This is a genomic window from Blastococcus mobilis (assembly GCF_900188025.1).
In the GTDB taxonomy this organism is placed as follows: domain Bacteria; phylum Actinomycetota; class Actinomycetes; order Mycobacteriales; family Geodermatophilaceae; genus Blastococcus_B; species Blastococcus_B mobilis.
Map to the genome: position 1 here is coordinate 1 of NZ_FZNO01000037.1, position 21,844 is coordinate 21,844.

The window sequence follows — 21,844 nt, forward strand, 5'->3', positions numbered from 1 at the left end:
CGTGCGCTCCTGCGGGAAGCCTGGCGCCGCTACCGATGGGACACCCGACCGCGATCACCACGCGTCCGCTGACCTACTGGCGGGGGCTCTAAGTCACCGGCATTGCCCCCTTCCCCCACCCCTCGCACGCGCGGGGCGGGCCTCTGAAGGGGGCCTCAACGCTCCAGGTAGGCCAGCCGGGCCTCGGGTGTGGCGAGCAGGTAGAGCTCTGCGGCCACCAGGGCGAGCACCGGCAGTCCGATCAGCGGCTGCCCGGCCTCGAACGCGGTCGTGTAGGCCAGGGCGGCCAGCAGCAGCTGGAGAGCGATGACCGGCCCTCGGGCCCATCCCGCGACCCGCCAGAGGCCGATGGCTGCGGCACCGAGCACCGCAGCGCCGGCGGCCACGAGCACGACCTCCGCCACGGCTCGGGAGAGGCTGGCGGCGTCGCTGGTGAGCGTCAGGTAGAGCAGGACGACCGCCCCCAGAGCGATCGCGCCTGCCTCGATGCCGACGACGACGGCGGCCCACCGCAGCGACCGTGGGGCCTCGGTCCGCGGACGTGGTGGGCGCGGGGCCGACGGCTCGGCCGTGGCACCGAACAGCCGGTCCAGCACCCGGCGGGACGGCTGGCTCGACGCGCCGCTGGACTCGGTCACGCTGCCGAGATTACGCGGACGTCCCGCCGTGCCTGGCTCGCTCCAGGTCCCTTCCTCCCGCGGATCCGTGGGGTCCGTGGTTAGCCTGGCGTTCATGCGAGCGCTCGTGGTGGTCAACCCTGCGGCCACGACCACGAGCGCCACGATGCGCGATGTCCTGGTGGGTGCCCTCGCCGGCGAGCTGAAGCTGGACGTCGTCGAGACCGCGCACCGCGGGCATGCCCAGGAACTCGGCGCGCGGGCGGTCACCGAGGGCATGGACCTCGTGATCTCCGTGGGGGGCGACGGCACGGTGAACGAGGTCGTCAACGGGCTGCTCAGGAACGGTCCGGCGCCGAACCTGCCGATGCTCGCCGTCGTCCCGGGTGGATCGACCAACGTCTTCTCCCGCGCCCTCGGCCGTTCCCGCGACCCCCTCGAGGCGACGGCGGAGATCCTGGCCTCGCTGCGGGCCGGCCGGACCCGCATGGTCTCCCTCGGCACGGCCAGCGCCACGGGAACGAGCAGTGCGCCGGTGAGCGGCACCGCACCGGCGGCCGCTGCGGTGACGGCCGCTGCCGACGCCGTCGCGCACGACGAGTGGACCGCTCCGCGCTGGTTCGTCTTCGCCGCCGGACTGGGCTTCGACGCGGAGGTCATCGCCCGCGTGGAGGCCCGGCGCGCGGCCGGGCGGCGCTCGACCGGTGCCCTCTACGTCAAGGAGGCCACCGGTGCCTTCCTGCTCGGGCGGGAGCGGCGCCGCCCGGCCATGACCCTGCACGTCCCGGGGGAGCCGCCGCTGGAGGAGCTGTTCCTCTGCCTGATCTCCAACGTGAGCCCGTGGACCTACCTGGGCGCCCGCCCCGTGAATCCCTCGCCCGAGGCCTCGTTCGACACCGGCCTGGACGTGTTCGCGATGGGCCGGATGGGAGCGGTCCGGATGCTGCACACGGTGCGGCAGACCCTCGCCCGCGAGCCCGACGCGCGCGGCCGGGGCGTGCACCGATGGCACGACCTGGAGGAGCTGTCGTTGACCGCGGTCCGGCCGCAGGGCTGGCAGGTCGACGGCGACCACCTGGGCACCGCGACCGGGCTGCGCGTCCGACACGTGCCGGCCGCTCTCCGCGTCGTGGCCTGAGTTTCCCCACCACGCCCTGCGGGCTCCCTCAGGCACGTCGGAGATGCCGTTGTCAACGGTCGGGCGCGGCGTGTGGTTCCGCCGAGTGGCGGGCCTAGCACGCCCGTGGTGAGCTTGCTCACGCGGGGTCGCACGACGACCTGGATCTGCTTGACACGCGCGTTTCTCGTGAAAACATCGCAAGAGAACGCAACTTGCCGGTAACAAAGCAAGCAGTCGCTGAGCCAAAGCGCTGGGCAACCGGTGTCGGCCCTGCACCGCGGTCCGAGGCCGGCGACTGATCGACCAACGTAGACGACACCGAGGAGTACACCGCCATGGACTGGCGCCACCGCGCGCTCTGCCGGGACGAGGATCCGGAGCTGTTCTTCCCGATCGGGACGACCGGCCCGGCAGTCGTGCAGATCGAGCAGGCCAAGGCCGTGTGCCGCCGCTGCCCTGTGGTGGAGTCCTGCCTGGACTGGGCCCTGCGCTCGGGCCAGGACTCCGGCGTCTGGGGTGGGCTCTCCGAGGACGAGCGACGCGCACTGAAGCGCCGTCAGGCCCGTACTCGGGTGCACACCGCCTGAGCCGGAGCACCACCGCACCGGGGGTCCTCCCCCGCGGCGCCCCGCACGACCGCATCAACCGATCGCCTCGAGGCCGGTCCGGGATCTCCCGGGCCGGCCTCGTTGCTATGTCATCTGTCGTCCTACCGGACGACACCGCGATGACACCGTCGTCCTCCGGACGACACCGCGGCCAAGAGCCGTCCCCCAGCTCCGTGGAGCCGTTGAGTCGCGCCTGCGCGGACCCTCCGGGCCCACTCGGCGCGACACCTCCTCCGGGCTAGCGCCGCGGCAGGCCGGCGTCCGGCAGCGTGAGGACGGCCTCGGTACCCGCCTGGTCGGCGGCGGCTCCGGTGGGTGGACTGGTCATCAACAGAGTGCCGCCGAGCTCGCTCGTGACCAGCGTGCGGACGATCTGCAGCCCGAGCCCCTCGCTGCCCGCCGGGTCGAAACCCTCCGGAAGGCCCTGTCCGTTGTCGCGCACGCGTACGACGAGGTCCTCGCCGTCCCGCTCGGCGACCAGCTCGATGCTGCCGGGCTCACCGTCGGGGAAGGCGTGCTCGGCGGCGTTGTGCAACAGCTCCGTGACCGCCAAGACCAACGGAGTGGCGGCTGCGGCCGGCAGCTCCCCGAAGGTCCCGGTGCGCCGGGTGCGCGCGGCCGGCCCGATGGAGGTCAGGTCCCCCAACATCGGCAGGACCTTGTCGAGGACGTCGTCCACGTCGACGACGTCCTCGCGGCTACCGGCCAGCGTGTCGTGGACGACGGCGATCGAGGCGACCCGCCGGACCGACTCCTCGAGGGCCGCACGAGCGGCCGGCTCGGTCATCCGGCGCGCCTGCAACCGCAGCAGGGCCGCCACCGTCTGCAGATTGTTCTTCACCCGGTGGTGGATCTCCCGGATGGTGGCGTCCTTGGTGAGCAGCGCCCGGTCCCGCCGGCGGACGTCGGTGACGTCCCGGACCAGGACCAGCGCCCCGGCCTCGGCGCCGGGCGGCTGCAGCGGCAGGGCACGGACGAGCATCGTGGCGGTGGCACCCTCGACGTCCATGGGGTCGGGGAAGCGGCCGGCCACGGCGGCGGTGATGCCCGCGGCCACCGCCTCCCCGGCCACCCGGTCGGCTGCGGCGCCCCGGGTCAGCTCGGCCAGATCGGCGCCCACCACGTCACCGGGCACCCCGATGCGCCGGTAGGCCGACAGGGCGTTCGGACTGGCATACGTCGCGCGTCCGGAGCCGTCGAGGCGGACCAGGCCGTCGCCGACCCGCGGACTCATCTCGGCGTCCTGCAGCTTCTGCGGCGGAAAGGTCCCGGCCGACACCATGAGGCAGAGATCGGCCGCGATGTCGAGATAGGTGAGCTCCAGCGTGGACGGCGACCGGGTCACGGCCAGGTTGGTGTCCTTCGCCAGAACCGCCACCGGGATCCCGTCGTGCCGGACCGGGATGACCTCACGGCGCCGCGGCGCCGGACCCGACCAGTCGGGTTCCCCCTCGGTGACCGGTCGGCCCTCCTGGTGCGCCGTCACGAAGGGCTCGGCGACCGCACCGCTCACCTCGGATCCCACCAGGTCCTCGGGGCGGCTCGTGGGCGCGGTGAGTGGCCGGACCTGCGCCACGCACCACCAGGCGCCGGTGGACAGCGGCACCCAGAGGGTGAGGTCGGCGAAGGCCAGGTCGGCCAACAGCTGCCAGTCGGCGACCAGGCGCCGCGCATGGTCGACCTGCGAGGGGCTGGACGCGGCTCCCCGGGTCAGTCGCTCGGAAAGGCTGCTCATGGTGCCTCGACCCTATGACCCCGTCCCTGAGGCTCACCCCGAGCGTAGGAGGGGTGAGGAGGACGGGGTCCTGTCCCTAGGCTTCTGCCGTGGTCGAGTCCGCGAACGCCCCGGTCCTGCGCGTCGAACCGGCGCGGCCCGGTGACCACGCGGCCATCGCCGAGCTGACGGTGCGGGTGTACATCGACGGCGGACTCGCGTCGTCGGACTACGCCCCCGAGCTGGCTGACGTGGCGGGTCGTGCGTCGCGGTCCGAGCTGCTCGTCGTGCGAGACGAGGACCGCCGGGTGGTGGGCAGCGTCGCACTCGTCCTCGGTGGCGACTTCGGCGAGGTGACCACCTCTGACGAGGAGGCGGCCTTCCGCATGCTCGTGGTGGCCCCGGAGGCGCAGGGACGGGGCATCGGCGAGCTGCTCGTCTCCAGCTGCCTGGACCGTGCCCGGGCGGCAGGGAAGCGGCGGATGGTGCTCTCCACCGACCCGCGGATGACCTCGGCGCACCGGCTCTACGGTCGCCTCGGCTTCACCCGGCTGCCGGAGCGGGACTGGTCACCGGTCCCCGGCGTCGACCTGCTGGTGTACGCCCGCGAACTGTGACGCTCAGCCGTCGGAGACGGTGGCGATGAGGTCGCCCTCCTGGAGCACCTCGCCCTCGACCACGTGCAGCTCCTGCACGACGCCGGCGCGCTCGGTGAGCACCGGGATCTCCATCTTCATCGACTCCAGGATGACCAGTGTGTCGCCCGCGGCCACCGGCACACCTGGCTGCACGAGGACCTTCCAGACGCTGGAGACCATCTCCGCGTGGATCTCCTCGACCGCCACCGTGCCTCCTCCTGAGCCTGCACCGTTCTGGGAGGAGTCATCCAAGCACGCCCGTCAGGCGCTGGGGACGCGGCTCCCGGCGGCCAGTCGCACCAGCACCGCCGCGACGTCGCCGCGGTCGTGCGGCAGGCCCGTGTCCGTCGGCCCCGAGAGCACCGCGGACACCGCGGCCGCCGCCGATCGGATGTCGGGGCCGCCGGCGCTGACCGTCGCCAGCAGAGCGTCGTACCAACCGTCCAGCCGGTCACCGGGGTCGTACCCGCTGACCGCGACGACGTCGACACTGCCGGCCCCCTCCACCCGCGGACCGTCCGGCAGGCGACCGGTCACCCGCCCCGCCGTTCCCGGGGGCAGCGTGGAGCGCAGCTGGGCGGCGACTGCGGCCCGGGGGGCCTGGCCCTCGGGTGCCGGCCCGCCACCGTCCGCGCTCCGCAGAGCCAGCTCGACGGCGTCCACGCCGTACGCGCGCTCGAGGACTGCCATGTCGAGCGAGAAGCCGGCGGCGACCTCGGCGAGTTCGCCGTCGGGATCGATCCCGACCGTCACCAGCCCCCGCCAGCCGACGTCGGCCAACCGCCGGGCGGTCGGGGGAAGCTCCGGGGTGCCGTCGGCCGTCCAGTTCTCCGGGGTCCAGGAGACGCGGGCGATGCCCGCCGCCCGGTCTCGAGCGACGGGTGTCGGGAACTGCAGCCCGTCCTCGGTGACCCATGCCAGCAGCCCGCGCTCGCTGGCCGGCTCCACGCCGTCACCCCCGAGACGCTCCAGCACCTCCGCGTCGGGACCGACCCACGTCAGCCCTGCGGCGGTCACCGCGGCGGCCAGCCGCGCATTGCCGGCCAGCGCCGGCGTGACGGGGAGGACGGCGTGCACCCCACTGCGGCGGGCGGCCTCCACGATCCGGTCGACCGCCAGGTAGGACTCGGTCGCCGGGGCGGGGCCGAGGAGCACCGCGTCGTCGGCCAGCCGGACGTGCCGGGCGGTGCGCTCGGCCTCCGAGTGCACCGCCACGGCCTTGACGCCCAGTCGGGTGCACGCGGACACGACCGCACAGGCCGCCGGGCCGCGACCGGCCACGAGCACGCTCTCGATGTCCAGCTGTGTCACGGTGTCCCTCCTGCGCTCCCCCGCCTGGCACGTGACCGGACGGCCCCGTGAGAGGCTTCCGGGGTCAGCTTTGCGGTTCCGGCGACCCCGCGCACGATACGTGCACCGGCCACCCGGCCCGCGAGAACGAGGGTCTGCAGGCCCACCGGCACCGCGAGAGGAGGGCAGCGATGTCCAAGCGTGGACGCAAGCGTCGCTCCCGCAAGGGGAACAAGGCCAACCACGGCAAGCGGCCCAACGCCTGAGAAGACACGAGAGAGCCCCGTCCCGCTGGTGCGGGCGGGGCTCTCTCGCGTCGTCGGCTTCGCCTAGGCCGGGCTGTCCTCGGGCCGCTCGGTGGGCACCGCCTGCGCGTTGATCCGCTCGACGCTGACCTGCGTGCCGTCCTCCTCGAAGGAGACGCTCGTCAGCTGGATCTTGATGCGTTCACGCAGGCCGGAGGGTGGGGCGTCGCCGCCGCACCGACGTCTGACCAGCGCCTTGAACTCCTGCTCGATGCCGAACTGCCGCAGGCAGGGAGAGCAGTCCTCGAGGTGTTCGGCGATCAGGGCGCGCCGCTCGTCACCGGTCTCGTGATCGAGGAACTCGAAGACGTGGGAGAGGACGTCGTCGCACGAGTTGATGTCGATGGGCTCGCCGTGGCCCTGAGCAGCGTCCGGGACGTGGTCGCTCATGACTGGCTCGCCTCCTCACCGGCTCCGGCGCGGACGAAGCCGCGCTCGCGGGCGTAATCGGCCAACAGCTTCTGCAGCCCCCGACGACCACGGTGCAGTCGCGACATCACCGTGCCGATCGGAGTGCCCATGATCTCGGCGATCTCCTTGTACGCGAAGCCCTCCACGTCCGCGAGGTACACCGCGAGGCGGAAGTCCTCCGGCAGCTGCTGGAGGGCCTCCTTGATGTCGGCGTCCGGCAGGTGGTCCAGCGCCTCGATCTCGGCCGACCGCAGGCCGCTGGAGGTGTGCTCCTCGGCCGCGTACAGCTGCCAGTCCTGCACCTGCTCGGTGGGGTACTGCTGCGGCTGCCGCTGCTTCTTGCGGTAGCTGTTGATGTAGGTGTTGGTCAGGATCCGGTACAGCCACGCCTTGAGGTTGGTGCCCTCGGCGAACTGGTGGAAGGCCGAGTAGGCCTTCACGAACGTTTCCTGGACCAGGTCCTCGGCGTCGGCGGGGTTGCGGGTCATGCGCAGAGCCGCCGGGTAGAGCTGGTCGAGGTAGGGCAGGGCGTCACGCTCGAACCGGGCGTCCCGTTCGGCGCGGGTCTCGGCGACCTCGGCTCGGCTGCCGTCCGGCCGCGCCTCCGGCGTCTCCACCGGGCCCGTCACCTCGGGGGTCTGATCTGCGGTCTGCTCAGGCACCGACCGTCCTCTCTGGGGCCCCTGGATGCGGGGCGCCGCATCGGTCGATCGTAGCCGCGCGCCATCGGGACGGCCCGGGGGCCGCCGGTGCGCGGCCCGCGGGGGGGCGGGGGTGGAGACGGTGGTGCTCACGGTCGGTCCAACCGGACGGTGCGGGTGCCGATTCCCGCTCCCCGAACGTCGGTGGAGATGCTCGCTACGCTCCGGCGCCGTGGCGGCGACTCCCGCAGTGCGGATCCTCGAGCGGGCCGGGGTGGCCCACACCCTCCACCCCTACGACCCGGAGCATCCCTCCGACCAGGGGCACGGCGAGGCCGCAGTGGCCGCCCTCGGCGCAGATCCGCGCCAGGTGTTCAAGACGCTCGTGACCCGCGTGGACGGCGTGCTGACCGTCGCCGTCGTCCCGGTGGCCGGCACTCTCGACCTCAAGGCGCTGGCCGCAGCGGCCGGCGGCCGGAAGGCCGTCATGGCCGAGCCCGCGGACGCGGAACGGGCCACCGGCTACGTGCTGGGGGGAATCAGCCCCCTCGGCCAGAAGAAGGCGCTGCCGACGGTCGTGGACGATTCGGCACTCGGCTTCGCGACCGTCATGGTCAGCGCCGGCCGCCGCGGCCTGCAGGTGGAGCTGCCACCACCGGAGCTGGTGCGCCTCACTCGCGCCCGAACCGCTCCCATCGGCCGCTGAGGAAGGCCCCGGAAGGACCCCGACGAGTCGATCCGGATCAGCCGTAGGGCGTGAGCAGCTGGTCGACCGGCGCGAAGTCGTCGGTGAGCGCCTCGGCGTCCCCCACGAAGCGGTCCAGCTCGGCGCCCTGCGCCACCTGCCAGATCAGTTCCCGGTCGGTCAGCCGCTCGGCCAGCGCCTCCGCGGGGATGGGAGCCCGCGAGGCGACCGCGACGACGTTCCCGCCGTCCTCCCCGCGGAGCACCGGGATGCGCGCGAGCAGCGCGACGTGCGGGAACACCGCCCGGAGCGTCGCCAGCTCGGCCCGCACGAACGCCAGCGGCGGGTGGTCGATGAGGTTGATCGCGTAGACACCGTCGTCGGCCAGCGCCCGGTCGACGAGCTCCACCGCCTCCCGGGTCGTGAGCTGCCACGGCACCGACAGGCCCCCGAAGGCGTCGCCGACGACGAGGTCCCGCGCCCCCTCGGCCTCGTCGGCCAGGCCGACCCGGCCGTCGGTGACCCGCACCTGCAGCCGATCGGAGGTCTGCAGCTCCAGCCGCTCGCGGTCGATGGCGACGACCCCGGGGTCGACCTCGAGGACCAGGCTCTCGGTCCCGGGGCGCGCCTCCGCCAGGTAGCGCGGCAGGGTCAGCCCGCCTCCGCCGATGTGCAGCGCCGACAGCGGCTCCCCGTCGTCGCGCAGCACGTCGGTGACCGCGGCGATGGCCCGGACGTACTCGAACTCCAGATGCGTGGGGTCCTCGAGGTCGACGTAGGAGTGCCGGGCCGTGTCCAGGTAGAGGATGCGGCCGGAGTCCCGCGCGGGGTCGGCCTCCACGCGGGCGCAGTGATAGCCGGTCTCCGTCTCGCAGGGCGTGGGCGCGATCGCGGCCAGACCGCTCCCGACCAGGGCGAGGACGAGCAGTGCCCCCGGGATGCTCCCGGCGGTCCCCGCGGTCCGCCGGCGGAGGAACACCGCCGCGGCCGAGCCGGCCAGCACGGTGACCGCGCCGGTACCGACGAGGATGACGCTGCTCGGCAGCAGCGCGATGAGCACGAACCCGGTCACGAAGGTGGCGGCGATACCGCCCAGCGTGCCGATGCCCGACAGCCGGCCGACCACGGCGCCGGTCTCGTCGAGGCTGGCCAGCTGCAGCTTGACGACCATCGGCGGCACGGCCGACAGCAGCGCGGCCGGAACCACGACCGCCACCGCGGCCAGCAGCAGCACCGCCCCGGCGTCGGGCCCGCCGAGCAGTGATCCGGTGAACCGCACGAGCGGGAGCACCGCGATCACCAGCGCGCCACCGGCCGCCATCAGGGGCGCGATCAGCCGCCGGGGATCGGTGCGGTCGGCGACGAGCCCGCCGCTCCACGCGCCGAGGGCGATCGCCGCGAGGGCGTAGCCGATGACCGCGGTGCTCGTCTGCAGGGTGACGCCGACGTAGGGCGCGATCAGCCGCAGACCGACGATCTCCAGTACGAGCACCGCGCCGGAGCACAGGAACGTGATGGCCGCGGCGACCCACGTGGGCAGCGCAGCGCCCCCCGGCGGACGGTCTGTCGTCGGGGTGCTTCCCGCGGGGGCTGCCACCGTCAGAACAGGGCGGGCTGGTCGGCCGGTGCGCTGACCGACTCCGCGCGCGCCACGAGCTCGCGGCCGTTGTTGGCCACGTTGTTCACCGCGGTGCTCACCGGCCGCAGCTCCAGTGCCTCCACCAGCTCAGGCGGCGTCGGCTGGGCCACCTCCCGGACGTCGTCCTGCGCCGGGTCCAGCCAGGCGCTCCAGCGGTCCGGTGGGAGGACCAGCGGCATCCGCTCGTGGATCTCGGTGAGCTCCCCGACGGCGGGGGCGGTCACGATCGTGCAGGTGTAGAGCCGGTCGTCACCGCGGCCCCACACCTCCCAGAGCCCCGCGAAGGCGAGCACCGAACCGTCCAGAGGGGAGACGTAGTAGGGCTGCTTGCTCGGGGAGTCCAGCCGCTTCGCCCACTCGTACCAGCCGTCAGCCGGGACCAGGCACCGGCGGGTGGCGGCGGCCTTCCGGAAGGCCGGCTTCTCGGTCAGCGACTCGACCCGGGCGTTGAGCAGCCGGTTGCCCACCGACGCGTCCTTGGCCCACGACGGGACCAGCCCCCAGCGCACCGTCCGGAGTTCACGGTGCCCGCCACCGGTGGGCAGCCCCTCGTCGTCGCGCTCCTTCTTGTGCCGGACGACGTATACGTCCTTGGTGGGCGCGACGTTGTAGTCGGCGGAGAGAGGCGGCTGCCCCTCGGCGCGCACGGCCTCGAACTCGACCACGAGGTCCTCGGCACGTCGGCTGGCGGCATAGCGACCACACATGCGCGTCCTCCCGGGGTGGGCTGGTGGACCGAACTCTAGGTGCGGCCACCGACACCGGGCCGCCGCGCGTGCTCGCCCCGGTACCGGGTAGGCCTTGACGAACCGAATCGCCGAGAGACGAGGATCACTACGTGACCGCGACCCAGACCCCCCCGACCGAGCACCCCAAGACCGCGAGCGACGCCGGCGCCCGGCGCTACGCGACCGTCAATCCCTACACGGGAGAAACGGAGAAGGAGTTCCCGTTCCTCGAGAGCGGGGAGATCGACGGCGTCGTCGAGCGGGCGCACGCGGCCTTCCAGGAGTGGCGCCGCCGCCCGGTCGAGGAGCGCGCCGCGGTCGTCGCCCGCGCCGCCGAGCTCATGGACGAGCGCCGCGACGAGCTCGCCGGCCTGATCACCCGCGAGATGGGCAAGCGCCGCGACGAGGCCGTCGGCGAGCTCAAGCTGTGCTCGATGATCCTCAAGTACTACGCCGAGAAGGGACCGGGCTTCCTGGAGCCCAAGCCGATCGACGTGATGATGGGCAAGGGCGAGGCCGTCGTCGAGACCGAGCCGGTGGGCGTCCTGCTGGCGATCGAGCCCTGGAACTACCCCTTCTACCAGGTGGTCCGGGTGGCCGGCCCCAACCTGGTGCTCGGCAACACGATCCTGCTCAAGCACGCGGAGACCGTGCCGCAGTGCGCCCTCGCCATCGAGCAGCTCTTCACCGACGCCGGCGCCCCGGAGGGCGTGTTCACCAACGTCTTCCTGGCGATCCCGGACATCGAGAAGGTCATCGCCCACCGGTACGTCCAGGGCGTGACCCTGACCGGCAGCGAGCGGGCCGGCGCGAGCGTGGCCGAGATCGCCGGCCGCCACCTGAAGAAGTCGGTGCTCGAACTCGGCGGCAGCGACCCGTTCATCGTGCTCGACGCCGATGACCTCGGTGCGACCGTCAAGGCGGCCACCATGGGCCGGATGCAGAACACCGGCCAGGCGTGCACGGCGGCCAAGCGGCTGATCGTGACCGAGGAGCTCTACGACGACTTCGTCGCCGGCCTGCAGCAGGCCTTCTCGACGTTCACGCCCGGTGACCCGGCCGACCCGTCCACGACCTTGGCCCCGCTGTCCTCCGAGCGGGCGGCCCAGGACCTGCAGGCGCAGATCCAGGACGCGATCGACAAGGGCGCGACGGTGATCGCCGGCGGCAAGCGTCCCGACCTGCCCGGTGCCTTCGTGGAGGCGACGATCCTCACCGACGTGACCCCCGAGATGCGGGCGTACAAGGAGGAGCTGTTCGGTCCGGCCGCTGTCGTCTACAAGGTCAAGGACGAGGAGGAGGCGATCGAGCTGGCCAACAACAGCGACTTCGGGCTCGGCGCGGCCGTCTTCTCCGGCGACCTCGACCGGGCGCGGTCGGTGGCCGACCGGCTCGAGGCCGGCATGGTGTGGATCAACCAGCCCACCGCCTCCTCGCCCGAGCTGCCCTTCGGCGGCATCAAGCGCTCCGGCTACGGCCGCGAGCTCTCCGAGCTCGGCATGTTCGAGTTCGCCAACCGGCGGCTGGTCCGCACGGTCCCGGCCAAGAAGGCGACCAAGCCGGCAGGCGGCTGAGGCGGCTGACGGCGGTGCGGCGGAGCGAACCGGGCAGGATGTCCACGTGAGCGAGCTTGCGAGCTCACGCAGATGCCCAGCACGGCCTGTCACGAGGCCGACGAGCGCCAGCGAGGAGAACTCGTGACATCCGTCTGGTCGACGCCGCACCGCCCGGCACCCGTCGACGCCGTCGTCGCGCTGCCCGGGTCCAAGTCGATCACCGCCCGGGAACTGATCCTGGCGGCGATCGCCGACGGCCGCAGCAGGCTGGTGCGACCGCTCCGCGCCCGGGACACCGATCTCATGGCAGGCGGACTGCGGGCCCTGGGGGCACGGATCGACGAGGACGGCACGGACTGGGTGGTGACGCCGCAGCCCTTGCGCGGACCGGCCGAGGTCGACGCCGGGCTGGCCGGGACGGTCCTCCGGTTCCTGCCGCCGGTGGCTGCGCTGGCCACCGGACCGGTCCGGCTCGACGGCGACGCCCGGCTGCGGGAGCGGCCCAACGCCGGGCTCCTCGCCGCGCTCCGGGCACTGGGCGTGGACGTGGACCACGACGGCCGCGGGCGGGCGCCGTTCACCGTGCACGGCACCGGGCGGGTCCGCGGCGGCCCCGTCGAGGTCGACGCGAGCGAGTCCTCGCAGATCGTCTCGGGGCTGCTGCTGGCGGCGGCCCGGTTCGACGAGGGCCTCGACCTCTCCCTCACCGGCGGCGTCCCCTCCATGCCGCACGTGGACATGACGGTGACGACGCTGCGCGAGCGCGGCGTCGCGGTCACCGCCACCGACCGCGGCTGGCGCGTCTCCCCCGGCCCGATCGCCGCGCTCGACCGCGTGATCGAGCCCGACCTCTCCACCGCCGCCCCCTTCCTGGCGGCGGCGCTGGTCACCGGCGGACGGGTGACCGTCCGGGACTGGCCGGAGGTCACCACCCAGCCCGGTGCGCGACTGGACCGGTTGCTCGCCGACATGGGCGCGGAGGTGGCGCGGACGCCGGAGGGCCTCCAGGTCACCGGCACGGGCAGGATCCGGCCGCTGGTCGCCGACCTGGGTGAGGTGGGCGAGCTGACGCCGGTGCTCGCCGCGCTGTGCGCCCTGGCCGACGGCCCCTCCCGGCTGACCGGCATCGGGCACCTGCGCGGCCACGAGACCGACCGGCTCCAGGCCCTCGACGAGGTGCTGACGGCGGTCGGCGCGCGAGTCGAGCAACTGCCCGACGGCCTGGTCATCGAGCCGGGCGCCCGGCGGCCCGCGCTGCTGGACTCCTACGCCGACCACCGCATGGTCCACGCGGCCGCGGTCCTCGGGCTGGCGATCGAAGGCGTGCAGGCGGGCAACCCCGGCGCGGTGACGAAGACCCTGCCCGACTTCGTCGACCGCTGGGCGGCGCTGCTCGACGAGCCGGCCGGAGTCGTTCCCTGAGCCCCCGCAGCTGGGACGAGGACGACGTCCGGGTCCGGCCGAGCCGCCGGGGCTCGCGACCGCGCACCCGGCAGCGGCCGGCCCACGACGACGCCGTTCCCGGACTGGTCGTGGCCGTCGACCGCGGCCGCATGACGGTGCGGGTGGAGGGGCCGGACGGCGCCCTCGTGGACGTCACCTCGATGCGGGCCCGCGAGCTGGGCAAGCACGGCGTCGTGGTCGGTGACCGGGTGCGGCTGGTCGGGGACACGACCGGCCGCACCGACAGCCTCGCCCGCATCGTGACCATCGAGGAGCGGACGACGTCGCTGCGCCGGACCGCCGACGACACCGACCCCACCGAGCGGGTCGTGGTGGCCAACGCCGACCTGCTGGTCATCGTCACCTCCGTCACCGACCCGGAGCCCGCGCTGGGCTTCCTCGACCGGTGTCTGGTCGCCGCCTACGCCGGTGGCCTCGAGCCGCTGCTGTGCCTGACCAAGACCGATCTGGGCAGTCCCCAGCCCCTGCTGGACCGCTACGCCGGGCTCGGCCTGGACGCGGTGGCGATCTCGCGCAGGGCACCGCTCGAGCCGCTGATCGACCGGTTGTTCGACCGGATGAGCGTGTTCGTCGGCCAGTCCGGTGTCGGCAAGTCGACCCTCGTGAACCGCCTCGTCCCGGACGCGTTCCGGGCCACCGGCGACGTCAGCAAGGTCGGCAAGGGGCGACACACGTCGTCCTCGGCGGTCCTCTTCGACCTTCCGGGCGGTGGCACCGTCATCGACACCCCGGGGATCCGCTCGTTCGGTCTGGCCCACGTCACCGCCGACGACGTCCTCGCCGCCTTCGACGAGATCGCCGAGGCGGCCGTCGACTGCCCCCCGCTGTGCGGGCACACCGCGGCGGACCCCGAGTGCGCGCTCGACGCATGGGCCGCTGCCGGTCCCCCGGCGCGACAGCAGCAGCTGGCCGGCCTGCGCGTCCTGCTCGGCGCGGTCGGCCAGGTCGGCCCCGGCTACTGAAAGGACCCCCTGCCCCCCGCCGCTCGCAGGCTCGCAGCGGGACCCTGCAGGGGCCGGTTCAGACCTCGACGTAACCGCCGCTGCGCCAGTACACGCCGGCCTCCCGCGTCAGCAGTCCCTCGTCGACCAGGTAGCGGCGGAGGGCCGCCACGTCGGCGTGCCAGACCGCCAGCAGGGCGTTGACCTCGCGCTCGGGGTAGCGGACGCCGGGCTCGAACACCCGCACGAGGTGCTCCAGGACCACCCGCCGCTTGCTCTGCTGGGCCGGGATCGAGACCAGCCGGCCGCCCCGGACGAACGCCGACAGGACGGCGTCCTCGGCCGGGTCCGACGAGAGCGGCTCGGGTGCGGGCGCCGCCTCAGCGGCGGCGCGGGCCGCGGCGCCGAAGCGCTCGGTGTGCAGCGCGAGCACGTGGCCGTCGCGGTGCACCAGCCCGGCGCGGGCCAGCCGGCGCGCGGCCAGTGCCACGTCCTTGAGGGGCAGGCCCGAGGCGGCGGACACCTCCTCGATCGTTTCCGCACCCAGCGCCAGGGCGGCGACCACCTTGAGCCGGGCGGGGTCGGCCAGCAGCCCGGCGATCGTCGCGGCGTCCACCCGTCCGACGGTATCGGCGCATCGTCACCGCCGGGCGGGGGTAGGTGGACGGACATGGTGAGTCCGATCGACATCCAGAAGGCGTTGTCCGGGATGGACTATCCCGCCAGCAAGGACGACATCGTGCGGCACGCCGAGCAGCAGGGCGGCGACGACGAAGTGATCGAGGCCCTCAAGAACATCGAGGACCGCGAGTACGAGGGTCCCAGCGGGGTCAGTTCGGCGGTCTTCGACTGATCCCCGGCTAGGTTCGGTGTCCATGACATCCAGCCGGGGCTTTTCCGAGGACATGCGGCTGGCGCACGTGTTGGCCGATCAGGCCGACTCGATCAGCCTGGACCGCTTCAAAGCACAGGACCTGACGGTCGACACCAAGCCGGACCTGACGCCGGTGACCGACGCCGACCGAGCCGTCGAGGAGCACCTGCGGATCACCCTGAGCCGCGCGCGCACCCGCGACGCCGTCATGGGCGAGGAGTTCGGGACGGCGGGCCACGGGCGGCGTCGCTGGGTGCTCGACCCCATCGACGGGACGAAGAACTTCGTCCGGGGGGTCCCGGTGTGGGCCACCCTCATCGCGCTCCTGGACGGCGACGAGCCGGTGGTCGGCCTGGTGTCCGCGCCGGCGCTGAACAAGCGCTGGTGGGCGGCGAAGGACGTGGGCGCCTGGACCGGCCGGCGGCTGGAGACCGCCAGCCGGTGCCACGTCTCGGAGGTTGCCGATCTCGGCGACGCGAGCCTGTCCTACTCGAGCCTCTCCGGTTGGAAGGAGCGCGGCGTGCTCGACGGCTTCCTCGACCTCACCCGCTCGGTGTGGCGGACCCGCGCCTACGGCGACTTCTGGAGCTACTGCCTGCTGGCCGAGGGCGCGGTCGACATCGCCTGCGAACCGGAGGTGTCGGTCTGGGACCTTGCCGCGCTCGACGTCATCGTCCGGGAGGCCGGGGGCCGGTTCAGCGACCTGACGGGCGCACCGGGGCCGGCCGGCGGTCACGCGCTGGCCACCAACGGCAAGCTGCACGACGCTGCTCTGGCCCACGTGGGGCTGCCCGGCCCCGCCTGACCGCGGGGCCGGGCCTCGGACGATCGGTCAGGACCTCAGGCGGCGGGGCCGGCGCCCGTGCCGCCGCGACCACCCTGGAGACGGCGGCGGACGTCGTCGATCTTCGCCCGGGTCTTCGGGTCCTTGGCCAGCCCCTGGGCCTTCTCGGTGGCCGAACGGATCGCCCGCTTGCCCTGCGGGCTGTTGGCGAACTGGGCGACCTTGCTGAACAACGACGCCATCGGGGCCGTCCCCTCTCGTCGGGAGCCGCTAGCCGGCTCCGCTGTCCGGTCCAACGGCACGGGCTACCCGGTCGTTCCGGGCCCACCGCTGCGCGGCCCGCTCCAGGCCGCCCGCCGGCCGCGGCTCCACCAGCGGCCCGGCGTCCCGCTGCGGGTCGACGTCGAGCCCCACTCCTCGACCGGCCAGCAGCGCCGCGCCGACCGCCGATGCGCTGCGCAGACCCAGGGAGCGGACCGGCCGGGCGAGCACGTCGGCCAGCATCTGGACGAGGACGCCGGAACGCGCCGCGCCGCCGGTGAGCAGGACCGGCTCGCCGTCGGACACCTCGAGCAGTTCGAACGCCGCCCGGACGGCGAAGAACACGCCCTCGAGCGCCGCCCGGGCCAGGTCCGCGCGCGTGGTCCCGGCCGACAGCCCGGTCCAACCGCCACGGTCGGCAGGGCCCGCGACGCCGCCCCGTTCCCCCGTGAGGAACGGCCGGAACACCACTCCCCCGGCACCGGCCGGAACGGAGGAGGCCGCGTCGAGGAACTCCGTCCACGACAGTCCGAGCACGCGGCACGCCCACTCCCAGGCCGACCCCCCGTTCTGCAGGGCCGCCATCGCGTACCAGCCGCCCGTCGTGTCGGCGTAGGTGTGCACCACGGGCTCGGCCACCGGCCGGGGGCTCCGGCCGGGACGGAGGAGCTGGGCACCGGTGCCCAGGTTCACCTGCACCCCGCCGGTGGCGCCCGCGGCCAGCAGCGCCAGCGGGGTGTCCGCCCCGCCGACGACCACGGGAACCTCGCCGACCGGTAGGCGGGCGATCCCCCAGGCCTCGTCCGAAGGGCGGACCGCCGGCAGCAGCCGGGCGGGGATGCCCGCCGCCGCGACCGCGGCGGCGGACCAGTCGTCGGCGACGACGTCCCAGAGCAGGGTCGCCGAGGCGTCGCTGCGGTCGGTCACGACGGGGCCGTGGACGAGGGTCCCCCGCAATGCGTCCTTCGGCAGCAGCACCGCCGCCGCCCGCTCGACCACCTCCGGCTCGTGCCGGGCCAGCCAGCCGAGCAGCGGTCCGGTCATGCCGGGCACCAGCGGATTGGCGAGCGCGGCCCGGGCGTCCGGGGGCAGGGCCTCCCACCGCGCCAGCTCGCCGGATGCCCGCTGGTCGGGCCACAGCAGCGCCGGCCGCAGAGCGGCACCGGCCCCGTCGACGAGGACGGCGCCGTGCATCTGCCCGGAGAAGCTCAGTGCCCGGATGCGCGCGCCCGCCAGATCCGCGACGACGGCCGCGAGGGCGTCGTCGAAGGCCGACCGCCAGGTCCCGACCTCGATCTCGGCCAGCTCCGGCCCGGGCCGCGCGTAGGCGTAGCCGCGCTCGGCCTCCGCGACGACGGCGCCGTCGGGGCCCAGCGCGACCAGTTTCAGTCCGCTGGTGCCGAGGTCGGCGCCGAGCAGGACGTCGGTCATCCGCTCAGCCGCCGTGGGCGAAGCCGCCGCTGCGGCCGTTGCGGTCGGCGAGCAGACCGGCGAGCGTGGAGACCGCGATCTCCGCCGGCTCGCGGGAGCCGATGTCCAGCCCGATCGGCCGGTGGACCCGCGCGATCTCCTCGGACGGGACGCCGAGGGCGGTCAGCGCGGCGACGTGCGGTCCCTCGTGCCGCGGGTTGCCCATGACGCCGATCCACCGGCTGGGCCGGGCCAGGGCGTCGCGGAGCAGCTCGCCCAGCTCCGCCCGGTGGTGATCGGTCACGACGACATCGGCGGTCCCGCCGGCCAGCTCCCCGTCGAGTTCGGAGAACCCGCGCACGACGAGGTCGGCGGCGATGCCGGAGCTCGGCGAGGGGTCCGGCTCCACGAGAACGGTCCGGTAGCCGAGCTCGGTGGCCCAGCGCAGCAGCACCTCCGACACCGGCGAGCCGAAGACGGCCACGAGCAGGCGGTCGGCGCTCATCCCGCCCGCTCCGGGCTGTCGCCGTAGGCGTAGGAGGTGTTCGCGTACCGGCCGCCGACGGCGACCCCGGGCGGCGCGATGGCGTCCAGTCGGGTGAGGTCCTCCCCGGTGAGCTCGACCGCCGCCGCGCCCACGTTCTCCTCCAGGTAGGACCGCCGCTTGGTGCCGGGGATGGGGACGACGTCGTCGCCCTGGGCCATGACCCAGGCGAGGGCGAGCTGGCCCGGGGTCGCGCCCTTCTCGGCGGCCAGCTCGCGGACGGCGTCGACCAGCCGCAGGTTCGCCGCGAACGCCTCCCCGGTGAAGCGCGGGTGGCTGCGGCGCCAGTCGTCCTCGGCGAAGTCGGCCGGGCTGGTGATGGCCCCGGTGAGGAAGCCGCGGCCCAGCGGGCTGAACGGGACGATGCCGATGCCGTGCTCGCGGGCCACGCCGAGCACGGTGTCCTCCAGATCCCGGGTCCACAGCGACCACTCGCTCTGCAGCGCGGCGATCGGGTGCACGGCGACGGCCCGTCGGATGGAGGCCGCACTGGCCTCCGACAGGCCGAGGTACCGGACCTTGCCCTGCGCCACCAGCTCGGCCATCGCGCCGACGGTGTCCTCGATCGGCACGGTCGGGTCGACCCGGTGCTGGTAGTAGAGATCGATCACGTCGACGCCCAGTCGGCGCAGGCTGGCCTCCGCGCACGCCCGGACGTTCTCGGACCGCCCGTCGATCGTCATCCCGCCGTCCGGGCTGTGCGTGAGGGAGAACTTGGTGGCCAGTTGCACCTCGTCGCGCCGTCCGGAGATCGCCTCACCGACCAGTTCCTCGTTGTGTCCGTCGCCGTAGACGTCGGAGGTGTCGAGGAATGTCACGCCGAGGTCGAGCGCGCGGTGGATCGTGGCGATCGACTCCTGACGATCGGCCGCGCCGTACATCTGGCTCATCCCCATGCAGCCCAGACCGAGCGCGGAGACCGCCAGGCCGTCGCGTCCGAGGGTGCGGGTGGCGAGGTCGGAACTCATTCCCGCATCCTCGCCTGTGGCCTTCCCCACCGGCCACCCACGGCCTCTGGTGGAATGGGCCTGCAGGGCGCCGGTGGTCGGGGCCCGGCGAGGAGGTCCCGTGCAGTACGCCGAGTCCGTCGTGGACCTGGTCGGCAACACCCCGCTCGTCCGGCTCACCTCGGTGACCCGTGACCTGGGGCCCGACGCACCCCTGGTGCTCGCGAAGCTCGAGTACCTCAATCCCGGCGGATCCGTGAAGGACCGGATCGCCGTGCGCATGGTCGACGCCGCCGAGGCCAGCGGTGCGCTGAAGCCCGGCGGAACCATCGTGGAACCGACCAGCGGCAACACCGGCATCGGGCTGGCCCTCGTCGCCCAGCAGCGCGGGTACTCGTGCATCTTCGTCTGCCCCGACAAGGTCGGGCAGGAGAAGATCAACGTGCTGCGGGCCTACGGCGCGGAGGTGGTGGTCTGCCCCACCGCCGTCGACCCCGCCGACCCCCGCTCGTACTACTCGGTGTCGGATCGGCTGGCCCGTGAGGCTCCCGGCGGCTGGAAGCCCGACCAGTACTCCAACCCGGCGAACCCGCAGTCGCACTACGAGACGACCGGTCCGGAGATCTGGGCGCAGACCGAGGGCCGGATCACCACGTTCGTCACCGGCATGGGCACCGGCGGCACGATCAGCGGAATCGGCCGCTACCTCAAGGAGGCCTCGGGCGGGCGCGTCCGCGTCGTCGGGGCCGACCCCGAGGGCTCGGTCTACTCCGGGGGCACCGGCCGGCCGTACCTCGTCGAGGGCGTCGGCGAGGACTTCTGGCCCTCGACCTACGACCGGGAGATCGCCGACGACATCATCGCCGTCTCCGACGGGGACTCCTTCGCCATGACCCGCCGGCTGGCCCGCGAGGAGGGCCTGCTGGTCGGCGGCTCCTGCGGGATGGCGGTCGTCGCCGCCCTGCGCGCCGCCGAGAAGCTCACGAAGGACGACGTCATGGTCGTGCTGCTCCCCGACGGGGGCCGCGGCTACCTCAACAAGATCTTCAACGACGAGTGGATGGCCGACTACGGCTTCCTGGAGTCCACGTCCGGCGAGACCGTCGGCGAGCTGCTGCACACGAAGTCCGGCGATACGCCGACCCTCGTGCACACCCACCCGAACGAGACCGTCCGCGACGCGATCGACATCCTGCGCGAGTACGGCGTCAGCCAGCTGCCGGTCGTGCGGGCCGAGCCGCCGGTGACCGCCGGCGAGGTGGTCGGCTCGGTGGACGAGAAGACCCTGCTCGACGCCCTGTTCGCCGGGACGGCGAGCCTCGCCGACCGGGTGGAGAAGCACATGTCCCCACCCCTGCCGATCATCGGGTCCGGCGAGGCGGTGACCGCCGCGGTCACCGCGCTCGGGTCGGCCGACGCGCTGCTGGTGCACGTGGAGGGCAAGCCGGCCGGCGTGGTCACCCGGCAGGACGTGCTCGGTCACCTGGCGGGGCTGACGCAGACGGTCGAGTCATGACGCACCCCGGCGGTTTCAACACCCGCGCCATCCACGCCGGTCAGGAGCCCGACCCGGCCACCGGAGCGGTGATCGTCCCGGTGCACCTGACGACCACGTACAAGCAGGACGGCGTCGGCGGGCTGCGTGGCGGATACGAGTACAGCCGCAGCGCCAACCCCACGCGCACGGCCCTCCAGGAGGCCCTGGCCGCTCTCGAGCAAGGCACCAGCGGCATGGCGTTCGCCTCCGGCCTGGCCGCCGAGGACACCCTCCTGCGGACGGTCTGCGAACCCGGCTCGCACATCGTGCTGGGGGGCGATGCCTACGGGGGCACGTTCCGGCTGATCTCGCGGGTCGCCTCCCGCTGGGGCGTCGAGCACACGCCGGCCGATCTCAACGACCTCGACGCCCTGCGCGCGGTCATGCGGCCGACGACCCGGGTCATCTGGTGCGAGACGCCGACCAACCCGCTGCTCAACATCGCCGACATCGCCCGGCTCGCCGAGTTCGCCCACGAGCACGGTGCGCTGCTCGTCGTCGACAACACCTTCGCCTCGCCCTATCTGCAGCAGCCGCTGACCCTGGGCGCCGACGTCGTGGTGCACTCGACGACGAAGTACCTCGGCGGTCACTCCGACGTCGTGGGCGGCGCCCTGGTCACCGCGGACGCCCACCTCGCCGAGCAGCTGGCCTACCACCAGAACGCGATGGGAGCCGTCGCCGGACCGTTCGACGCCTGGCTGGTGCTGCGCGGCCTCAAGACCCTCGGCGTGCGCATGGACCGGCACCAGGCCAACGCGGCCCGTATCGCCGAGTTCCTCGTCGACCGTCCCGACGTGGCGGCAGTGCTCTACCCGGGGCTGCCCGACCACCCCGGCCACGAGATCGCCGCGCGCCAGATGTCGGGGTTCGGGGGGATGCTCTCCTTCCGCCTGACCGGCGGCGAGGAGCAGGCACTCAAGGTGTGCGAGCGGGCGCAGCTGTTCACCCTCGCCGAGTCCCTGGGCGGAGTGGAGTCGCTGATCGAGCACCCGGGCCGGATGACCCACGCCAGCGCGGCCGGCTCACCCCTGGAGGTGCCCGCCGACCTGGTGCGGCTCTCGGTGGGCATCGAGGACGTCGACGACCTCCTGGCCGACCTCGAGCAGGCGCTGGGCTGAAGAAGGACC

At 73.5% G+C, this 21,844-nt stretch carries 25 protein-coding genes; 12 read left to right on the top strand and 13 right to left on the bottom strand.

The window, feature by feature from the left end:
- Positions 1-155 precede the first annotated feature (155 nt).
- Positions 156-638: a hypothetical protein gene (locus CHB94_RS22140; RefSeq protein WP_089338725.1), complete on the bottom strand. Its 483-nt coding sequence runs from the start codon at positions 636-638 to the stop codon at positions 156-158.
- A gap of 94 nt (positions 639-732) precedes the next feature.
- Between CHB94_RS22140 and CHB94_RS22145 the strand changes: the two genes are divergently transcribed.
- Positions 733-1,755, top strand: a complete 1,023-nt coding sequence (locus CHB94_RS22145) for a diacylglycerol/lipid kinase family protein (RefSeq protein ID WP_089338726.1) — start codon at positions 733-735, stop codon at positions 1,753-1,755.
- Between the two features lie 317 nt (positions 1,756-2,072).
- Positions 2,073-2,324 (top strand): WhiB family transcriptional regulator, encoded by a 252-nt coding sequence (locus tag CHB94_RS22150; protein WP_089338727.1) that lies wholly within the window; start codon positions 2,073-2,075, stop codon positions 2,322-2,324.
- 259 nt (positions 2,325-2,583) lie between these two features.
- Here CHB94_RS22150 and CHB94_RS22155 read toward each other — a convergent pair whose 3' ends face one another.
- Complete coding sequence (locus CHB94_RS22155) at positions 2,584-4,080, bottom strand: sensor histidine kinase (protein ID WP_089338728.1); 1,497 nt, start codon at positions 4,078-4,080, stop codon at positions 2,584-2,586.
- 89 nt (positions 4,081-4,169) lie between these two features.
- Here CHB94_RS22155 and CHB94_RS22160 point away from each other — a divergent pair, with 89 nt between their 5' ends.
- Positions 4,170-4,676 carry a GNAT family N-acetyltransferase gene (locus tag CHB94_RS22160; RefSeq protein WP_089338729.1) on the top strand — a complete coding sequence of 169 codons (507 nt, stop codon included), beginning with the start codon at positions 4,170-4,172 and terminating at the stop codon, positions 4,674-4,676.
- A gap of 3 nt (positions 4,677-4,679) precedes the next feature.
- Here the strand turns inward: CHB94_RS22160 and CHB94_RS22165 are convergent, their stop codons facing one another.
- Positions 4,680-4,904: a biotin/lipoyl-binding carrier protein gene (locus CHB94_RS22165; protein WP_089338730.1), complete on the bottom strand. Its 225-nt coding sequence runs from the start codon at positions 4,902-4,904 to the stop codon at positions 4,680-4,682.
- A gap of 54 nt (positions 4,905-4,958) precedes the next feature.
- Complete coding sequence (locus CHB94_RS22170) at positions 4,959-6,008, bottom strand: biotin carboxylase N-terminal domain-containing protein (protein WP_089338731.1); 1,050 nt, start codon at positions 6,006-6,008, stop codon at positions 4,959-4,961.
- A gap of 170 nt (positions 6,009-6,178) precedes the next feature.
- On the opposite strand from CHB94_RS22170, the gene CHB94_RS26990 reads away from it, so the two are divergent.
- The gene (locus CHB94_RS26990; RefSeq protein WP_014377707.1) at positions 6,179-6,253 is read left to right on the top strand and encodes a 50S ribosomal protein bL37; all 75 of its coding nucleotides are present in this window, start codon (positions 6,179-6,181) and stop codon (positions 6,251-6,253) included.
- 63 nt (positions 6,254-6,316) lie between these two features.
- Here the strand turns inward: CHB94_RS26990 and rsrA are convergent, their stop codons facing one another.
- The gene (rsrA, locus tag CHB94_RS22180) at positions 6,317-6,682 is read right to left on the bottom strand and encodes a mycothiol system anti-sigma-R factor (protein WP_089338733.1); all 366 of its coding nucleotides are present in this window, start codon (positions 6,680-6,682) and stop codon (positions 6,317-6,319) included.
- Entirely contained in the window at positions 6,679-7,365 is a 687-nt protein-coding gene (locus CHB94_RS22185; RefSeq protein WP_089338734.1) for a sigma-70 family RNA polymerase sigma factor, read from the bottom strand. Before CHB94_RS22185 ends, rsrA begins: the two co-directional genes overlap by 4 nt.
- Positions 7,366-7,576: 211 nt before the next feature.
- Here CHB94_RS22185 and ybaK point away from each other — a divergent pair, with 211 nt between their 5' ends.
- Positions 7,577-8,050: a Cys-tRNA(Pro) deacylase gene (ybaK, locus tag CHB94_RS22190; RefSeq protein ID WP_089338735.1), complete on the top strand. Its 474-nt coding sequence runs from the start codon at positions 7,577-7,579 to the stop codon at positions 8,048-8,050.
- Between the two features lie 37 nt (positions 8,051-8,087).
- Here ybaK and CHB94_RS22195 read toward each other — a convergent pair whose 3' ends face one another.
- Positions 8,088-9,626: a fused MFS/spermidine synthase gene (locus tag CHB94_RS22195; RefSeq protein ID WP_089338736.1), complete on the bottom strand. Its 1,539-nt coding sequence runs from the start codon at positions 9,624-9,626 to the stop codon at positions 8,088-8,090.
- A gap of 2 nt (positions 9,627-9,628) precedes the next feature.
- Positions 9,629-10,375 (bottom strand): SOS response-associated peptidase, encoded by a 747-nt coding sequence (locus CHB94_RS22200; RefSeq protein ID WP_089338737.1) that lies wholly within the window; start codon positions 10,373-10,375, stop codon positions 9,629-9,631.
- A gap of 131 nt (positions 10,376-10,506) precedes the next feature.
- Here CHB94_RS22200 and CHB94_RS22205 point away from each other — a divergent pair, with 131 nt between their 5' ends.
- From CHB94_RS22205 to rsgA, 3 genes are all read left to right on the top strand, one after another.
- Positions 10,507-11,970: an NAD-dependent succinate-semialdehyde dehydrogenase gene (locus CHB94_RS22205; RefSeq protein ID WP_089338738.1), complete on the top strand. Its 1,464-nt coding sequence runs from the start codon at positions 10,507-10,509 to the stop codon at positions 11,968-11,970.
- Between the two features lie 123 nt (positions 11,971-12,093).
- Positions 12,094-13,374, top strand: coding sequence for a 3-phosphoshikimate 1-carboxyvinyltransferase (gene aroA / locus CHB94_RS22210; protein ID WP_141137602.1), 1,281 nt, complete (start codon positions 12,094-12,096; stop codon positions 13,372-13,374).
- 110 nt (positions 13,375-13,484) lie between these two features.
- Complete coding sequence (gene rsgA / locus CHB94_RS22215; protein ID WP_254920852.1) at positions 13,485-14,378, top strand: ribosome small subunit-dependent GTPase A; 894 nt, start codon at positions 13,485-13,487, stop codon at positions 14,376-14,378.
- A 58-nt stretch (positions 14,379-14,436) separates the two neighbouring features.
- On the opposite strand, the gene CHB94_RS22220 is transcribed toward rsgA, so the two are convergent.
- The gene (locus tag CHB94_RS22220) at positions 14,437-14,973 is read right to left on the bottom strand and encodes a DUF2087 domain-containing protein (protein WP_089338739.1); all 537 of its coding nucleotides are present in this window, start codon (positions 14,971-14,973) and stop codon (positions 14,437-14,439) included.
- 54 nt (positions 14,974-15,027) lie between these two features.
- Between CHB94_RS22220 and CHB94_RS22225 the strand changes: the two genes are divergently transcribed.
- Positions 15,028-15,210, top strand: a complete 183-nt coding sequence (locus tag CHB94_RS22225) for a DUF2795 domain-containing protein (protein WP_089338740.1) — start codon at positions 15,028-15,030, stop codon at positions 15,208-15,210.
- A gap of 22 nt (positions 15,211-15,232) precedes the next feature.
- Positions 15,233-16,036, top strand: coding sequence for a histidinol-phosphatase (gene hisN, locus CHB94_RS22230; RefSeq protein ID WP_089338741.1), 804 nt, complete (start codon positions 15,233-15,235; stop codon positions 16,034-16,036).
- A gap of 35 nt (positions 16,037-16,071) precedes the next feature.
- Here hisN and CHB94_RS22235 read toward each other — a convergent pair whose 3' ends face one another.
- From CHB94_RS22235 to CHB94_RS22250, 4 genes are read right to left on the bottom strand one after another with little or no spacing between them, the layout of a single operon-like run.
- Positions 16,072-16,257, bottom strand: a complete 186-nt coding sequence (locus CHB94_RS22235) for a hypothetical protein (RefSeq protein ID WP_089338742.1) — start codon at positions 16,255-16,257, stop codon at positions 16,072-16,074.
- A gap of 28 nt (positions 16,258-16,285) precedes the next feature.
- The gene (locus tag CHB94_RS22240) at positions 16,286-17,707 is read right to left on the bottom strand and encodes an FGGY family carbohydrate kinase (RefSeq protein WP_089338743.1); all 1,422 of its coding nucleotides are present in this window, start codon (positions 17,705-17,707) and stop codon (positions 16,286-16,288) included.
- Between the two features lie 4 nt (positions 17,708-17,711).
- Positions 17,712-18,191 (bottom strand): XdhC family protein, encoded by a 480-nt coding sequence (locus CHB94_RS22245; protein WP_089338744.1) that lies wholly within the window; start codon positions 18,189-18,191, stop codon positions 17,712-17,714.
- Complete coding sequence (locus CHB94_RS22250; protein WP_089338745.1) at positions 18,188-19,198, bottom strand: aldo/keto reductase; 1,011 nt, start codon at positions 19,196-19,198, stop codon at positions 18,188-18,190. Before CHB94_RS22250 ends, CHB94_RS22245 begins: the two co-directional genes overlap by 4 nt.
- Before the next feature lie 100 nt (positions 19,199-19,298).
- Here CHB94_RS22250 and CHB94_RS22255 point away from each other — a divergent pair, with 100 nt between their 5' ends.
- Positions 19,299-20,693, top strand: a complete 1,395-nt coding sequence (locus CHB94_RS22255; protein ID WP_089338746.1) for a cystathionine beta-synthase — start codon at positions 19,299-19,301, stop codon at positions 20,691-20,693.
- Positions 20,690-21,835, top strand: a complete 1,146-nt coding sequence (locus CHB94_RS22260) for a cystathionine gamma-synthase (RefSeq protein WP_089338747.1) — start codon at positions 20,690-20,692, stop codon at positions 21,833-21,835. The genes CHB94_RS22255 and CHB94_RS22260 overlap by 4 nt, the downstream gene beginning before the upstream one ends.
- Positions 21,836-21,844 lie beyond the last annotated feature (9 nt).

What these genes read in the sequence shown, in the direction of transcription:
- CHB94_RS22145 (WP_089338726.1), top strand. Translation starts at nt 733, where the DNA reads ATGCGAGCGCTCGTGGTGGTCAACCCTGCGGCCACGACCACGAGCGCC.
- CHB94_RS22235 (WP_089338742.1), bottom strand. Translation starts at nt 16,257, where the DNA reads ATGGCGTCGTTGTTCAGCAAGGTCGCCCAGTTCGCCAACAGCCCGCAG.
- CHB94_RS22245 (WP_089338744.1), bottom strand. Translation starts at nt 18,191, where the DNA reads ATGAGCGCCGACCGCCTGCTCGTGGCCGTCTTCGGCTCGCCGGTGTCG.
- CHB94_RS22240 (WP_089338743.1), bottom strand. Translation starts at nt 17,707, where the DNA reads ATGACCGACGTCCTGCTCGGCGCCGACCTCGGCACCAGCGGACTGAAA.
- CHB94_RS22155 (WP_089338728.1), bottom strand. Translation starts at nt 4,080, where the DNA reads ATGAGCAGCCTTTCCGAGCGACTGACCCGGGGAGCCGCGTCCAGCCCC.
- CHB94_RS22260 (WP_089338747.1), top strand. Translation starts at nt 20,690, where the DNA reads ATGACGCACCCCGGCGGTTTCAACACCCGCGCCATCCACGCCGGTCAG.
- CHB94_RS22250 (WP_089338745.1), bottom strand. Translation starts at nt 19,198, where the DNA reads ATGAGTTCCGACCTCGCCACCCGCACCCTCGGACGCGACGGCCTGGCG.
- CHB94_RS22225 (WP_089338740.1), top strand. Translation starts at nt 15,028, where the DNA reads ATGGTGAGTCCGATCGACATCCAGAAGGCGTTGTCCGGGATGGACTAT.
- rsrA (WP_089338733.1), bottom strand. Translation starts at nt 6,682, where the DNA reads ATGAGCGACCACGTCCCGGACGCTGCTCAGGGCCACGGCGAGCCCATC.
- hisN (WP_089338741.1), top strand. Translation starts at nt 15,233, where the DNA reads ATGACATCCAGCCGGGGCTTTTCCGAGGACATGCGGCTGGCGCACGTG.
- CHB94_RS22200 (WP_089338737.1), bottom strand. Translation starts at nt 10,375, where the DNA reads ATGTGTGGTCGCTATGCCGCCAGCCGACGTGCCGAGGACCTCGTGGTC.
- CHB94_RS22150 (WP_089338727.1), top strand. Translation starts at nt 2,073, where the DNA reads ATGGACTGGCGCCACCGCGCGCTCTGCCGGGACGAGGATCCGGAGCTG.